At 67.7% G+C, this 14,424-nt stretch carries 12 protein-coding genes; 6 read left to right on the plus strand and 6 right to left on the minus strand.

Going from position 1 to position 14,424, the window contains the following annotated elements; translation table 11 throughout:
* The first annotated feature begins 3 nt into the window (after positions 1 to 3).
* Entirely contained in the window at positions 4 to 921 is a 918-nt protein-coding gene (locus G6O69_RS05180) for a sigma-70 family RNA polymerase sigma factor (protein WP_172302420.1), read from the plus strand.
* 10 nt (positions 922 to 931) lie between these two features.
* On the opposite strand, the gene G6O69_RS05185 is transcribed toward G6O69_RS05180, so the two are convergent.
* From G6O69_RS05185 to G6O69_RS05210, 6 genes are all read right to left on the minus strand, one after another.
* Positions 932 to 1,549, minus strand: coding sequence for a nucleotidyltransferase domain-containing protein (locus tag G6O69_RS05185; RefSeq protein ID WP_176396640.1), 618 nt, complete (start codon positions 1,547 to 1,549; stop codon positions 932 to 934).
* Positions 1,546 to 1,983, minus strand: a complete 438-nt coding sequence (locus G6O69_RS05190) for a hypothetical protein (protein ID WP_172302421.1) — start codon at positions 1,981 to 1,983, stop codon at positions 1,546 to 1,548. Before G6O69_RS05190 ends, G6O69_RS05185 begins: the two co-directional genes overlap by 4 nt.
* Entirely contained in the window at positions 1,980 to 2,822 is an 843-nt protein-coding gene (locus tag G6O69_RS05195) for a hypothetical protein (protein ID WP_172302422.1), read from the minus strand. The genes G6O69_RS05190 and G6O69_RS05195 overlap by 4 nt, the downstream gene beginning before the upstream one ends.
* On the minus strand, positions 2,815 to 4,254 hold the full coding sequence (locus tag G6O69_RS05200) for an AAA family ATPase (RefSeq protein ID WP_172302423.1): 1,440 nt from the start codon (positions 4,252 to 4,254) through the stop codon (positions 2,815 to 2,817). Before G6O69_RS05200 ends, G6O69_RS05195 begins: the two co-directional genes overlap by 8 nt.
* A gap of 173 nt (positions 4,255 to 4,427) precedes the next feature.
* Positions 4,428 to 5,300, minus strand: a complete 873-nt coding sequence (locus G6O69_RS05205; RefSeq protein WP_172302424.1) for a S8 family serine peptidase — start codon at positions 5,298 to 5,300, stop codon at positions 4,428 to 4,430.
* A gap of 43 nt (positions 5,301 to 5,343) precedes the next feature.
* On the minus strand, positions 5,344 to 6,189 hold the full coding sequence (locus G6O69_RS05210; RefSeq protein ID WP_172302425.1) for a DNA-formamidopyrimidine glycosylase family protein: 846 nt from the start codon (positions 6,187 to 6,189) through the stop codon (positions 5,344 to 5,346).
* Positions 6,190 to 6,453: 264 nt separating this feature from the next.
* On the opposite strand from G6O69_RS05210, the gene G6O69_RS05215 reads away from it, so the two are divergent.
* The 5 genes from G6O69_RS05215 to G6O69_RS05235 all read left to right on the plus strand — a co-directional run bounded on the left by G6O69_RS05215 (position 6,454) and on the right by G6O69_RS05235 (position 14,272).
* Positions 6,454 to 7,782: a hypothetical protein gene (locus G6O69_RS05215; protein ID WP_172302426.1), complete on the plus strand. Its 1,329-nt coding sequence runs from the start codon at positions 6,454 to 6,456 to the stop codon at positions 7,780 to 7,782.
* A gap of 173 nt (positions 7,783 to 7,955) precedes the next feature.
* Positions 7,956 to 9,485 (plus strand): zinc-dependent metalloprotease family protein, encoded by a 1,530-nt coding sequence (locus G6O69_RS41925; protein WP_172302427.1) that lies wholly within the window; start codon positions 7,956 to 7,958, stop codon positions 9,483 to 9,485.
* Between the two features lie 136 nt (positions 9,486 to 9,621).
* Positions 9,622 to 10,980, plus strand: coding sequence for an MYXO-CTERM sorting domain-containing protein (locus G6O69_RS05225; RefSeq protein ID WP_172302428.1), 1,359 nt, complete (start codon positions 9,622 to 9,624; stop codon positions 10,978 to 10,980).
* A 171-nt stretch (positions 10,981 to 11,151) separates the two neighbouring features.
* Positions 11,152 to 12,714: a zinc-dependent metalloprotease family protein gene (locus tag G6O69_RS05230; protein ID WP_172302429.1), complete on the plus strand. Its 1,563-nt coding sequence runs from the start codon at positions 11,152 to 11,154 to the stop codon at positions 12,712 to 12,714.
* Between the two features lie 157 nt (positions 12,715 to 12,871).
* Positions 12,872 to 14,272 carry an MYXO-CTERM sorting domain-containing protein gene (locus tag G6O69_RS05235; RefSeq protein WP_172302430.1) on the plus strand — a complete coding sequence of 467 codons (1,401 nt, stop codon included), beginning with the start codon at positions 12,872 to 12,874 and terminating at the stop codon, positions 14,270 to 14,272.
* Positions 14,273 to 14,424: the final 152 nt, after the last annotated feature.

A 14,424-nucleotide genomic window follows, 5' to 3' on the forward strand; every position in this document is an offset into this window, starting at 1 on the left:
GGCATGAAGGCGGACGCGGAGCCAGGTGACGAAGTCTTCGACGCGCTGCGCCCAGGCCTGACCCGCCTGGCCTACCGCATGCTCGGCAGCGTCAGCGATGCCGAAGACATGGTCCAAGACGCCTGGCTGCGCTGGCGTCGCTGCGACCGCGCGCAGGTCCGCAGCCCCGCGGCCTTCCTGCGCACCGTGGTCACGCGCCTGTGCCTCAACGAGCTCGAGTCGGCGCGGCGCCGGCGAGAGACCTACGTGGGCGCGTGGCTGCCCGAGCCCCTGGTCGAGCCGCTGACCGAGTCCCCCCTCGAGGCCGCCGAGCGCCGCGCCGACCAGATCACCTTGCCGCTGATGCTCGCCCTCGAGCGCCTCTCCCCCCTGGAGCGCGCCGCCTTCTTGCTCCACGACGTCTTTGGCGTGAGCTTCGCCGAGATCGGCGACGCCCTCGGCCGCGAGCCTGCCGCCTGCCGCAAGCTGGCCAGCCGCGCCCGCGCCCACCTCCAGACCGCCCGCCCGCGCTTCGCGGTCAGCCCCGCCGACGGCCAGCGGATCGCCGCGGCCTTCTTTCGCGCCTCTCGAGCCGGAGACATGGCCGAGCTCGAGGCGCTGCTGGCCGCCGACGTGTTCGCCCAGGCCGACGGCGGGGGCAAGGTCCCCGCCACACCGGCGCCGATCCTCGGGCGCGCGCAGGTCCTGGCCCGCCACGCCGCGCTCGCGCGTGGCTTCGCGGCGGCGCCCTCCGAGCTGCTGGGCTACGTCCGCCTCGACGGGCTGCCGGGCTTCGTCAGCGTGGAGCAGGGGGTGCTGCAGACGACGGCGCTGATGGTGGATGGGGCGGGGTCGATCGCGGGGATCTACGTGGTGCGCAACCCCGACAAGCTCGGGCACTTGACCAGGTGGAGCGGCCTCGGCTCCCGCAGCCGCTCCTGAGCCGCAGCCGCTACGAACCCGCAGGCTCCGCGGCCAGCTGCCTGTCCAGCGTCGCCGAGCCCAGCCCGGCGCGGTCGAGGGCCTCGAGCACATACTGCTCGGGGTCGACGCCCTCGCAGCACATGCGATCGAGCATCGCGGTAGGCGGGACGACCTCCCCGACATCGAGCAATTCGAGGCGCTGGAGATCCCGACGCAGCTGCCCGAGCTGACGCTGGCGATACACCGCGTTCAAGCGCGGCCATACGCTCGAGAGCCCGCGAACATGGCCGCAGATCTGCCTGCGCTTGCGCGCGATCGCCAATTCCTGCCGCCCGTGGTCCTCCGCCCAGGGGCGCTCACCAAAGAGCACTCGACCGAAGCGCGCGACATGGTTGGCGAGCTCACTGCCGATCCAGTCCTGCTCCCGCGAACAGGCGCGCGCGCGGCCGACCCAGATCATGTCCAGGCGTCGGGTCAGGCGCTGGGACCCCGCGCCGACGCAGAGCAGGTCCCAGTCCGAGTCGGCTCGAGCGGCCCCCGCCGCGCGGGACCCAAACAAGATGACGCCCGCCGTGTCTCGACGCAGCGACTCCCAGTCGAGGTCGAGCGCGGCGAGACAGTCGAGCAGCTCGGGCGCGGGCGTCACGGGGACTTCTCCTCGAGAGTGTCGACCAGCTCCTCGAGCAGCACGTTGAAGGCCTCCATGTCTGGGGCCTGGTGCGGATCGGGGCTGGAGGCGTAGGATACCTGACGCAGGAATTCGAACACCGCGGAGCCCTGTTTCGCGTGCTTGGCGAGCGCGGGCACCCTGGCGGCGATCCCCTGTAGGACCTCGTCGAGGTCGCCATAGCCGAGGTCCATGGGCTCGAGCCAATCGACCAGCTCCTGCGCGAGGCCAGCCGAGACCTGGAGGACCTCGCGGGCCGCGCCCTCGAAGTCCCCTTGATCGTCCCAGCTCGGGTTACAGGCCGTCGACAAGTCATCGGCCAGCCGATTCAACGCGCTCTGGACCGCCTCGAGGGCCTCGCGGACCTCGACCAGACGCGCCTGGCGCTCGCTGACGGGGTCTTCGTCCTTCATTGCCCTGCTCCGCTCGCAGCGTACTCCAGGAAGCGGTCGCTGTCAGCGGCCGCGCGCAACAGCGCAGCGAGGGGTGAGCTGGGGCCCCCCGGCTCACTCTCAGCCGAGTCGCGCAGCAAGTCTCGAATCACCTCGAGCTCCAGGCCACGCCTCACGGACTTGGCGATCTTCTTCGCCTCCCGTTCTAGTTGGATACGATAGTAGTCTGCGAAGCGATCCTCGAGCGCCAGCGCGTCGACGTGCCGGCAAAAGAGCGCGAAGAACTGCTGATCTCCCCCTGCAGGCATCGATGGGGAAAAGATGATGTCAGGTCCTTCTGCCGACCAAACAATCGTAGCCTCGAGATAGGCGAGGTCGCTGGGAATATCATCATAAAAGACGTGCACCACTTCCCTCGCGCCTTGGGTCGTACCCCGCTCTCGTTTAGTGTGATTACATACGCCGCATATCGGAGTAATATTGTATGCACACGCGGCAAACTCGGGAAACTCTGCCTGTGGCAGATAGTGATCCCACTGGCTCACGACAGCCATCCCGCCGCAGAACTGACAAAATCGGAGCAAGTAAGGGTCTCGCTGAAGCGCGCTGATTCGGTGCTTTACGTCGCGCATGTGCTCGTGCCCATAGCAGCTCCTCATGTGAGCATCTCGAGGCGGCCCCTCGGCGACGACCGAGACCATGTTTTCCAAGTCGGGCGCGCAGTCCAGATACGCTTGGTACCGCTCTCGGACATCGTCTCGATAGGCCTCTCGCGTAACTTTATTCGGCCCAACGCTGCGCGAGACGATCGCCTCATAGTCATCAAACGCGTCCCAATTCGGTGCGACGAGCTCACGCATCGCCTTCCCCTCCTCGTTCCTCCTGCTGACGCTCGCGCTTCCTCGCCAGCGCGAGTGCCAGCCGAGCCGAAAGCCCTCCCTGCGCGAGCAGCTCCTCGATCCCCTCCGGGTTCTCGCGCACCATCTCGCGCAGTCGCCTCATGTAGTTGGTGTCCTCGAGATCCAAGCCGAACCCCACCTTGACGATCTCATCCAGCGCCTCTGCGAAACACTCCCGGGGATAGTCGAGAACCAAGGGCAGGGATCGCCCCTCCCCCTCGGTCCGAAGCACCCGCACTTGCCTGGCCGGAAGCTCTTGCAGCACGATCGGCGAGTGGGTGGCGACGATGGCGAAGGCGTCATGGTCCTCGAGCATCTCGTCGAGCTGGCGCATGAGCAGCGACAGCATCTTTGGGTGCGTGTGGGTCTCGGGCTCGTCGAACACCACCAGGGCCCCAGGCTCGAGCTTGGCCAATAAGTGCGTCAACACGAAGCAGATGAACTTCTGCCCTGCGCTGCGCTCCTCGACCCACGCCTCGAGGTAGCCGCGCTCCGGCGGCCGCATGCCATGCTCGCTCACGCAGCGCCGCCACAAGTCTCCCCGCCTCCGCTCCGTCAACGCATCATGAGCTTCACTGAGCCGCCGTAGAGCGAACTGCATGTCGACGATCGCTTCGCCCCGCATCGAATTTGCGTAGTGGCGCAGCCCGCAATAGTCGTAGGAGATCACCGAGTAGCGACCAACCGACCGTGGGATGCGACCGCGATCGAAGGCGCCAAAGGACAAGAAGATCACCCGCGAGATCGCGGGCACGACATCGATGTCCGCCAACTTTGGATCGTAGATCCCGAGGGTCGGGTAGATGAGCCCGTTGAGGAGCTGAGACTTGCCCGTACCATTTTCGCCGACCAGCACGACCATCCGCCCCAAGGCACGCTCGCGGCTGAAGTGAAAGTGCACCTCGTGGCGTTCAGCAAAGCCCTTCACTTGTAGGCTGATCCGAAATTGGATGTCGGAGGCGAGCGGCCGCGTTTCCCGCTCGTAGGCGAAGCGTGCGCTCGACGTGCGCAGGAGCGTCTTTTGGACGTCGGCGTTGCTCGCTAGCGCCTCTCGCTCGGCGTCGCCCAGGACGGTCAAGTCACGCAGCGCGAGCAGCAACTCGCGCGCGTCTTCCTGAGCGTCGAGCGAGTCGTAGAACGCAGGGCCTTGGCCCATGCTGCACCAGTGGTCATCCAAGCGCTCGAAGCTCGCGTTCAACTCCGCGCGGGGCGCTTTGGTGTTCAAAATCTTGAGCAGACCAATCTCCCGCTCCCTACCATCTTCCCCATGCCGCGAGAGATGAAACAAGAGGCGATGGCCGTGGTCGTCCCAGGAGACCCGGCGCAGGATCATGTCTCCGGGCAAGGCGTCGAGCGAGACGCCATCATCTGGTGATCGTATCGAGAACGCCATGGCGGGCTCCAACCTGGATCATGAAGCCTCCCTCGCCATCGAGGCAACGAGCCCTGGTGGCCAGACTCGATCTCCTGCTTTGGCTCGTGAAACGCTGGGTTCTGGCCGCCCCTCGAGCCGCCCTGCGCGGACCTGGCCAGGTTTGCCGCGCTCGCGCCAGCGCTGACAGCGGCTCAGACCGGCGCCCCGTGGAGCTTGTCCGCCAGCGCGATGCAAGCCTCCACGAAGGCCGCCGTCCCGAGGATCGGCACCGGGCTGCGCCGCGACTGCGCCGTGGACACGAGCAGGTCCACGAGCCTCGCCTTGACCGCCCGCACCCCCGCCTCGCCCCCGCGCTCGCGGACCTTGGTCAGCACCCGGGCGAGCACCGCGGTCAGCAGGGGCGCGGCGGCGGAGGTCCCGGTGAAGTTGCGCTGCGGTCGGCCCGAGCTCGTCCAGGTCAGGATCTGCAGGCCCGGGACGGCGATGGTCGTCCACTCGCCGTAGCGCGAGTTGGCGAGCACGCGGTCCTTGGGGTCGAGAGCGGCGACGGTGATCAGCCCCTCGCCCACGTCCTCGGGAAAGGCCGAGCGCTGGCGCCCGCGGTTGCCGGCGGCGACGATCACGGGGACCTCGGCCGCGCGCAGGGCGGCCAGGACCTCGCGCAGGTCGTCGTCGAGCTCGGGCAAGGTGAAGGTGCAGCAGATCAGGTCCACGCCGAGCTCGAGGGCCTTGGTCAGGGCCGCGACGACGCGGTAGTCCGTGGGCCGGCCGTCGACGCCGTAGACGTCGAAGGCGAGGACCTCGGCCTCGATCGCCACGCCGGGGATGTTGACGTCTCGAGAGGCGACGATGCCCGCGACCGAGGTCCCATGGCCGTCGAGGGAGCTGTCGCGGGCGTCGGCGGCCTCGCCCGCGTAGGACAGGCGGCGGATCCCTGACTCGGGCAGGGCGGGGAGAGCCGCGGCGCCGCTGTCGAGCAGGGCCACGGTCACGCCCGCGCCGTGGGCGTCCGCCAGCGGTCCGTCGTCGAGGTCGAGCCAGCGCAAGTGCCAGGGGATCTGCACGACAGCGATTGTAGGCCAGGCGAGGGTGCGCGGGTTGGGAAGCTCAAGAGCTCGAGTCGCCCCCATCCTGGCAGCGGGGACAAAAGTAGGTCGAGCGGACCAGGGCGCCCTGGCGACGCATTCGGATCAGCGTGGCGCAGCGCCGGCAGGGCTGACCGCTGCGCTCGTAGACCCAGTAGCGGCCGCGCGAGGGTCCGAGCTCGGCCCGCGTGCGCCGGGGTCGGCCGCTGGCGAGGTTGGCCTGCATCAGCTCGCGGCCTCGCTCGAGCAGGGCACGGAGCGTCGCCGGGCTCAGGGCACCGACCGGAGCGAAGGGATCGCGGCCGGCGAGGAAGAGCAGCTCCGACTTGTAGACGTTGCCGATCCCGGCGACCGCCGACTGACGCATGATCGCGTCGCCGAGCGGGACCTCGCCCAGAGCGCGGAGCCGGGCGACGGCCTCGTCGAGGTCGGCGTCGGGGTCGAGCAGGTCGGGGCCGAGCGTGGCGAGGACCCGGTGCCTGGCCAGGCCGCGCGGGCCGAGGAACTCGAGCGCCTCGGGCGAGAAGCAGGGCAGCACGCGGCGCTGGGTATGCAAGACGATGCGCGCGCGCTCGCGGGGCAGCTGCCACGGCTCGCCAAGGCGGTAGCTATGCCACGAGCCGGTCATGCCCATGTGCGTCCAGATCGCCACGGGCAGGCCGCCCGGCTGCTCGACGCCCGCGCCCTCGAGGGCAGCGCAGTGGATCAGCAGGTTCTTGCCGCGGGCCTCGACCCGCTCGACCACGCGCCCGGGCAGGCGCCAGTCCTCGGCCGCCGCGAGCTCGCAGTCGACGGCCTCGAGGCGGCGGCCTGCCAGGAGCGCGCGCAAGGTCAGCGCCGTCGCGTGCAAGGTGTCGCCCTCTGGCATCCGGGCAGTCTATCAGGCCGGGATCTTCGACCCCGAGTTTGCTGACGCCCCCATCCCCGCGACGACGCGACGGTCATGCGCTCCGCGCCGCCTCATCGAGAATGTCGACTTTGGCGAAGGAAACTGCCCTGTCACCATTTTGAAGCGAGAACTAGCGAAAACGAGCATTGAAACACCGAGGCAAAAGAGGACATCTTTTTTATCCACATGAAGATTTCTAATGCGGATATGCTGGCTTCGCCTTTTAGTCACTGGAGCATTTTCATGCACATCCACCGCAGCACCCTCTTCAACCTACGCCTGTCCACCTTCGCCCTGATCGCCCTCGCCCCGGGCCTCGCCCACGCCGGCACGATCACCGCCCAGGGCAACGTCACCGCCCTCGACGACGTCAGCCAGCTCCAGGGCATCGTCGGCACCGCCGACTTCGACAGCGGCACGTCGGGGGCCTCCATGAGCCTGACCCAGTACACGGCCGAGGGCGCGACCTGGCACACCGGCGCCCTCTCGGACATCCTCGCCGGCGTCGACGAGGCCGGCAGCGCGAGCACGCCCCTCTATCAATCCAACTTCGCCAACTTCCCCACGCCGATCGCCGGCGGGGGCGTGGCCGAGGGCCTCTACACCTACTTTGGCGGCGCCGTGACCTTCAGCGAGCCCGTGACTCAGGTCGGGCTGACCGCGGGCAAGAACGGGACCCAGTACCTCACGGTCTGGGATGAAAACGGCGACATCCTCGGCCAGGTGACCTGGGTCCCGAACAGCGACTCGGCCTTCATCGGCCTCGACACCAACGGCGTGCCGATCGGCATGGTCACCTACGGCAACGACGACGTCTGGAGCGGCGTGACCTACGGCATTGGCGGGGCCACGATCATGTCGGACACGTGGATCTGGGCCCTGGGCACGCAGTGTGAGGTCGACAGCGACTGTGAAGACGACGGTAACGCCTGCACCGACAACCTCTGCGAGGCCGGTCAGTGCGTGTATCCGACCAACGAAAACCCCTGCGACGACGGTGACGCCTGCACCGACGTCGACACCTGCATCGACGGCGAGTGCGTGGGCACGAGCATCGACTGCGACGACATGAACGTCTGCTCGCAGGACGCCTGCGACACCGAGCTCGGCTGCGTCTACGAGTTCACGGAGGGCTGCTGCGCCAGCGACGAGGACTGCCTCGAGGGCGAGATCTGCGACCTCGAGGCGAACGCCTGCATCCCCGACCCCGATCCCGGCGACACCACGGACACCGGTGAGGACACCGGCGAAGACACCGAGAGCGACACGGACGACTCGGGGACGGAGGAGTCCTCGTCCGACGACGGCTCCACCAGCAGCGAGGACAGCGGCGATACCGACGACACCAGCGATTCGGGCGGCGAGTCTGGCGGGGACAGCTCCTCCGAGGGCAGCGGTGACGACGACGACGTCGGCGAGGACACCTTCGGCGGATCCCTCGACACCTTCGGCAACGACGAGGGCGGTGAGGACGGCTGCAGCTGCGCGGCCCAGGGGCGCCGCGGTGATGGGCTGCTCGGCCTCTTTGGCCTCGCCCTACTCGGCCTTCTGCGCCGACGCCGCGACGATTGAGGTGTTCGGCTCCCTGTCGTGACATCAAGTGACCGACTGGCACCAAACGCAAAAAAACAAACATCCATTGCTAACATAGCTAGTCCTGGGTCATAGTTTCCTCGATGCGGAAACTATCTCTCCCCACATTCCTTATCTTCTCGTCGCTCATCATGGCATGCGGTGACGAATTGGTGAGCGTCGATGAGGGAGGCGACGAGGCTGGGGACTCCGGGGGTAGCGAGGACGCCTCCACCCCCGAGGCCATGCTCGTCGAGGCCCTCGGCATCTCGATCACCGAGGTCGAGGCCAACCAGGGCACCCGCGTGGCCATCGGCGGCCCCGATGGCGCGTGGCTGTCCGCCGCAGACCGCTCCGTGCCGCTGGTCGGCGACCGCGACACCTTGATCCGCGTGCACTTCGAGATCGCCGAGGGCTGGGAGCCGCACAACGTCACGGCTCGGCTCCACGTCTACCCGCCGAGCGGGGACGAGGCCACGGTCCACGAGCAGCGGCTGCTCGTGGAGAGGGACTCCTCGCCGACCGCCATGTCGCGGACCTTCTACTTTGGGCTGTCCGCCAGCACGGGCGAGACCGCCCCTGGCACCCGCTACCAGGTCGAGCTGGTCGAGTACGACGTCGACCAGTCCGTGGACTTGCCGGCGATGAGCGCGGTCAACCCGGCCACCGGTCCCGAGCTGATCGGCTTCGAGTCCACGCCCATGGAGCTCGACATCGTGCTCGTGCCCATCGAGTACCACGGCGCCGAGGAGGGCGGGGTCCGGCTCCCGGACCTCAGCCAGGACAACGTCGACCGGCTGATCGACCGGCTGTTCGAGCACAACCCGCTCCAGAAGATCAACTACGAGATCCGGGCCGAGCCCGTGGTCTACGAGCCCTTCCTCGAAGAGCTCGGCTCGCTCTTGTCGATCATGGCCGAGACCAAGCAAAGCGACGACGCCGCGGACAACGTCTACTACCACGCGCTGATCGACACGGGCTGTGAGATCGAGGGCTGCCTGAACGCGGGCGCGGTCGGGATCGCCTTCGTCGCCGGGGCGACCAGGGACGAGTCCTTTGCCCGGGTGGGCGCGACGATCTGGCACGATCTCGACGCCACCGCCAACACCTTCGTGCACGAGGTCGGGCACAACCAGGGCCTGAGGCACGTCGCATGCCCGGGCGGAAGCTCGGCCAACAACGACTCCAGCTACCCCCACGCCAATGGCAACATCGGCAACTGGGGCTACGGCATCCGCAGCTTCTCGCTGCACAACCCCACCGCCAGCTACGACTACATGAGCTACTGCGACCGGACCTGGACTTCGGACTGGACCTTCAACAAGACCTACGAGCGGATCCAGACCCTGACCAGCTGGAACAACGAGTCCTCGAGCTCGAATGACAACCCAGGTCAGGTGCTGATCGGCGCGCTCTACCCGAGCGGCGCCGAGGACTGGTTCGTGGTCGACGGCGGCGTGGCGGTCGACACCCTCGACGCCAGCGAGCGCGTCGACTTCGAGGTCGGCGGGCTGACCATCGAGCAGCCGGCGGCCGTGCACACCCTCAGCGACGACGAGACGGTCTGGGTCGTCACGCCGGTGCCCGAGAGCGTCGGCTTCGCCGCGCTCGACTCGCTCACCCACGTGCGAGCCGGCGTGCCACGCCGGGTCCTCAGCCCCTCCGAGGTGCGGATCTCCGCGCGAAAGGTTCAAAACCCCTAGGAGCGCGTTCATCACATGTGCCGGCGGCCGGCCCATGACAATTTGCAGCACTCGCTGACAAATATCACAATCCTTCACATTGCTACCCGAATGAGCATATGATCATTGAAGACAGCTTCGCCTCTGAACTGCCATCATGTCTTTCGCTCATATTTCCCGTGCTCTGCGTCTGCCCACCATCATCCTGATCGGCCTCGTTCCCGGCCTGGCCCACGCCGGCACGCTCACCACCCACGGGAACGTCACCGCCCTCGACGACGTCGACCAGCTCCAGGGCATCATCGGCACCGCCGACTTCGACAGCGGCACGTCGGGGGCCTCGATGAGCCTGACCGAGTACACGGACCAGGGCGCGACCTGGCACACGGGGTCCTTGTCGAGCATCCTGCCTGGCGTCGACGAGCCGGGCAGCGCCTTCGCCCCGAGCTACGAGGACGACCTCGAGTACTTCATCGCGCCGATCGCCGGCGGGGGCGTGGCCGAGGGCCTGTGCATTCGCAGGGGTGGGGCCGTGACCTTCAGTCAGCCCGTGACTCAAGTCGGGATGACCTTGAGCAGGAACGAGAACCAGTACCTCACGGTCTGGGCTCAAGACGGCGAGCTCATCGGGCAGGTCGACTGGATCCCCGACCTCGACTCGGCCTTCGTCGGCATCGACACCAACGGCGTGCCGATCGGCATGGTCACCGCCGGCAACGACGACGTCTGGGGCGGCGAGACCTACAACTTCGGCGGGTTCGTGAACTACTCGGACACGTGGCTGTGGGCCACGGGCATGTCTTGCGAGAGCGACGCCGATTGCTCGGATCTCGACGGCAACACCTGCACCCAGACGGTCTGCGTCAACGAAGCCTGCGTGGAGCAGGACGATCCCAACGGATTTTGTGCAGACGACGGCGACACCTGCACCGACGACGTCTGCGAGGCCGGCGAGTGCGTGCACCCCGTCAACGAAGCACCCTGCGACGATGGTGACGCCTGCACCGACGTCGACACCTGCATCGACGGCGAGTGCCTCGGCGCGACCATCGACTGCGACGACATGAACGTCTGCTCGCAAGACTCCTGCGACCCCGCGCTTGGCTGTGTGTTCGAATTCGTGCTCGAGAGCTGCTGCGTCTCCGACGCAGACTGCTCCGAAGGTCAGCTCTGCGACCCCGACACCAACACCTGCATCCCCGACCCCGACCCCGACCCCGACCCCGACCCCGACCCCGACACGGGAGACAGCGACACGGGGGGCGACACCACGGGCAACGATGACGCAGGTGACACGAGCGGCGAGTCCGGAGGAGAATCCTCCTCCGACGACGGTGGTGACGACGTCGGTGACGACGGCGGCGAAGACACTCTTGGTGGCTCGTCCGACACCGCCGGCGGCGACCTGGGTGATGAAGGTTGCAGCTGCGCGACCCAGGGGCGCCGCGGTGATGGGCTGCTCGGCTTCTTTGGGCTCGCCCTGCTCGGCCTGCTGCGCCGACGACGCGACGATTGAGGTCTTCGGTTCCCTGTCGTGACACCAAGTGTTCGGTTGGCACAAAACCAAAAAACAAACATCTATTGCTAATATATCCAGTATCGAGTCATAGTCTCCTCGATGCGGAAACTATCTCTCCCTACATTCCTCATCTTCTCTTCGCTCGCCATGGCATGCAGTGCTGATTCGATGAGTATCGACGAGGGGGGAGACGAGGCCGAGGGCCTCGGGAGCGAGGCCGAGGGCCTCGGGAGCGAGGACACCGCCCCCGAGGGGGGGCTCGTCGAGGCCCTCGGCATCTCGATCACCGAGGTCGAGGCCAACCAGGGCACGCGCGTGGCCATCGGCGGCCCCGATGGCGCGTGGCTGTCCACCACAGACCGCTCCGTGCCGCTGATCGGCGACCGCGACACCTTGATCCGCGTGCACTTCGAGGTCGCCGAGGGCTGGGAGCCGCACAACGTCACGGCTCGGCTCCACGTCTACCCGGCGAGCGGGGACGAGGCCACGGTCCACGAGCAGCAGCTCCTCGTGGAGGAGGACTCCTCGCCGACCGCATTCTCGCGGACCTTCTACTTTGGGCTGTTCGCCAGCACAGGTGAGACCGCCCCTGGCACCCGCTACCAGGTCGAGCTGGTCGAGTACGACGTCGACCAGCCCGTGGACTTGCCGGCGATGAGCGCGGTCAACCCGGCCACCGGTCCCGAGCCGATCGGCTTCGAGTCCACGCCCATGGAGCTCGACATCGTGCTCGTGCCCATCGCGTACTACGGCGCCGAGGAGGGCGGGGTCCGGCTCCCGGACCTCAGCCAGGACAACGTCGACCGGCTGATCGACCGGCTGTTCGAGCACAACCCGCTCCAGAAGATCAACTACGAGATCCGGGCCGAGCCCGTGGTCTACGCGCCCTTCCTCGAAGAGCTCGGCTCGCTCTTGCCGATCATGGCCGCGACCAAGCAAAGCGACGACGCCGCGGACAACGTCTACTACCACGCGCTGATCGACACGGGCTGTGCGATCGAGGGCTGCCTGGGCGGGGGCGCGGCCGGGATCGCCATGCTCGCCGGGGCGACCAGGGACGAGTCCTTTGCCCGGGTGGCCGCGACGATCTGGAACGATGCCGATCTCGACGCCACCGCCGACACCTTCGTGCACGAGGTCGGGCACAACCAGGGCCTGGGCCACGTCGCATGCGCGAGCGGAAGCCCGGACTACACCGACCCCACCTACCCCCACTCCCAGGGCAAGATCGGCAACTGGGGCTATGGCATCCGCAGCTTCTCGCTGCACAACCCCACTGTCAGCTATGACTACATGAGCTACTGCCGCCGGACCTGGGTTTCGGACTGGACCTTCAACAAGACCTACGAGCGGATCCAGACCCTGACCAGCTGGAACAACGAATCCTCGAGCTCCGATGGCGAGCCGGGCGTTCCCGGCAGCCAGGTCTTGATCGCGGCGCTCTATCCCAGCGGGGCCGAGGACTGGTTCGTGGTCGACGGCGGCGTGCCGGTCGACACCCTCGACGCCAGCGAGCGCGTCGACTTCGAGGTTGGTGGGCTGACCATCGAGCAGCCGACGGCCGTGCATACCCTCAGTGACGACGAGACGGTCTGGATCGTGGCGCCGATGCCCGAGCGCGTCGGCTTCGAGCAGATCGACTCGATCACCCATGTCCGGGCTGGGCTGCCCAGGCGGGTGCTCAGCCCCTCCGAGGTTCGGGTCGCGGGGCTAAGGGTTCAAAATCCCTGACGAAAAAGAATACCGGCGGCCAGCTGGTAACGATTCGTAACACAGCTCGAGGAGAGCGAGCATTTCGAGACCGAGGCAAAATGGGACCTCGGTCTCTTCGTTTTGCTGATTCGAATGGGGATATGATCGCCCGGCCTTTTATCACTGGAGTGTTGTCATGCATCCCCCTCGCCGCGTCCTCTTCGATCTGCGCCTTTCCACCCTTGCCCTGATCACCCTCGCCCCGGGCCTCGCCCACGCCGGCACGATCACCGCCCAGGGCAACGTCACCGCCCTCGACGACGTCAACCAGCTCCAGGGCATCGTCGGCACCGCCGACTTCGACAGCGGCACGTCGGGGGCCTCCATGAGCCTGACCCAGTACACGGCCCAGGGCGCGACCTGGCACACCGGCGCCCTCTCGGACATCCTCGCCGGCGTCGACGAGGCCGGCAGCGCGAGCACCCCCACCTATCAGAACAACTTCGCCAACTTCCCCGCGCCGATCGCCGGCGGGGGCGTGGCCGAGGGCCTCTACACCTACTTTGGCGGCGCCGTGACCTTCAGCGAGCCCGTGACTCAGGTCGGGCTGACCGCGGGCAAGAACGGGACCCAGTACCTCACGGTCTGGGATGAAAACGGCGACATCCTCGGCCAGGTGACCTGGGTCCCGAGCAGCGACTCGGCCTTCATCGGCCTCGACACCAACGGCGTGCCGATCGGCATGGTCACCTACGGCAACGACAACGTCTGGGGCGGCGTGGCCTACGGCGTTGGCGGGGCCACGATCATGTCGGACACGTGGATCTGGGCCCTGGGCACGCCCTGTGAGAGCGACGCCGACTGCGTCGAGAACGACAACCCCTGCACCCTGGCGGCCTGCGTGGACGGGGCTTGCGTGCAAGAGGTCGACCCCGACGGCGTCTGCGAAGACGACGGCAACGCCTGCACCGACGACCTGTGCCAGGCCGGCGAGTGCGTGCACCCGACCAACGAAGACCCCTGCGACGACGGCAACGCCTGCACCGACGTCGACACCTGCGTCGACGGCGAGTGCCTCGGCGAGGACATCGCCTGCGACGACATGAACATCTGCTCGCAGGACTCCTGCAACTCCCAGCTCGGCTGCGTCTACGAGTTCACGGAGGGCTGCTGCGTCAGCGACGAAGACTGCCTCGAGGGCGAGATCTGCCACTTCGGCTCGAACTCCTGCATCCCCGACCCCGACCCCGACGGCGACGACACCACCGACGAGTCCACCGAGGACTCCGGCGAGGACACCGAGGGCAGCACGGAGGACTCCGGGACGACGGAGGACTCCGACAGCGGGTCCTCGAGCAGCGACGACTCGGGCGACACCGCCGGCGAGTCCGGCGAGGACTCCTCCTCCGGGGGCAGCGGCGAGGACGATGTCGGCGACGACACCTTTGGCGGAGGGCCGCTCGACACCTTTGGCTACGACGACGAAGGTGGCGAGGGCGGCTGCAGCTGCGCGACCCAGGGGCCACGGGGCGGGGGGCTGCTCGGCCTCTTCGCACTCGCCGCGCTCGGCCTGCTGCGCCGACGCCGGGACGACTGAAGCGCGCCTCGGCTAGGTCCGCGGGCGCCCGGGCCCGGTCACTCGAGTGGGGGCGGCGGCCCAGGCCTGCGCGCGCACGCAGTGACCCGCCCGGCGCCCGCGGACCCGGCCGAGGCCCTCGAAACCCCGAGGCGCTCGCCAGAAGCTCGCTC

The organism is Pseudenhygromyxa sp. WMMC2535 (assembly GCF_011083025.2).

Coding starts and splice junctions, on each gene's coding strand:
- G6O69_RS05230 (WP_172302429.1), top strand. CDS start 11,152: ATGAGTATCGACGAGGGGGGAGACGAGGCCGAGGGCCTCGGGAGCGAG.
- G6O69_RS05210 (WP_172302425.1), bottom strand. CDS start 6,189: ATGCCAGAGGGCGACACCTTGCACGCGACGGCGCTGACCTTGCGCGCG.
- G6O69_RS05225 (WP_172302428.1), top strand. CDS start 9,622: ATGTCTTTCGCTCATATTTCCCGTGCTCTGCGTCTGCCCACCATCATC.
- G6O69_RS05190 (WP_172302421.1), bottom strand. CDS start 1,983: ATGAAGGACGAAGACCCCGTCAGCGAGCGCCAGGCGCGTCTGGTCGAG.
- G6O69_RS05215 (WP_172302426.1), top strand. CDS start 6,454: ATGCACATCCACCGCAGCACCCTCTTCAACCTACGCCTGTCCACCTTC.
- G6O69_RS05180 (WP_172302420.1), top strand. CDS start 4: ATGAAGGCGGACGCGGAGCCAGGTGACGAAGTCTTCGACGCGCTGCGC.
- G6O69_RS05200 (WP_172302423.1), bottom strand. CDS start 4,254: ATGGCGTTCTCGATACGATCACCAGATGATGGCGTCTCGCTCGACGCC.
- G6O69_RS05235 (WP_172302430.1), top strand. CDS start 12,872: ATGCATCCCCCTCGCCGCGTCCTCTTCGATCTGCGCCTTTCCACCCTT.
- G6O69_RS05195 (WP_172302422.1), bottom strand. CDS start 2,822: ATGCGTGAGCTCGTCGCACCGAATTGGGACGCGTTTGATGACTATGAG.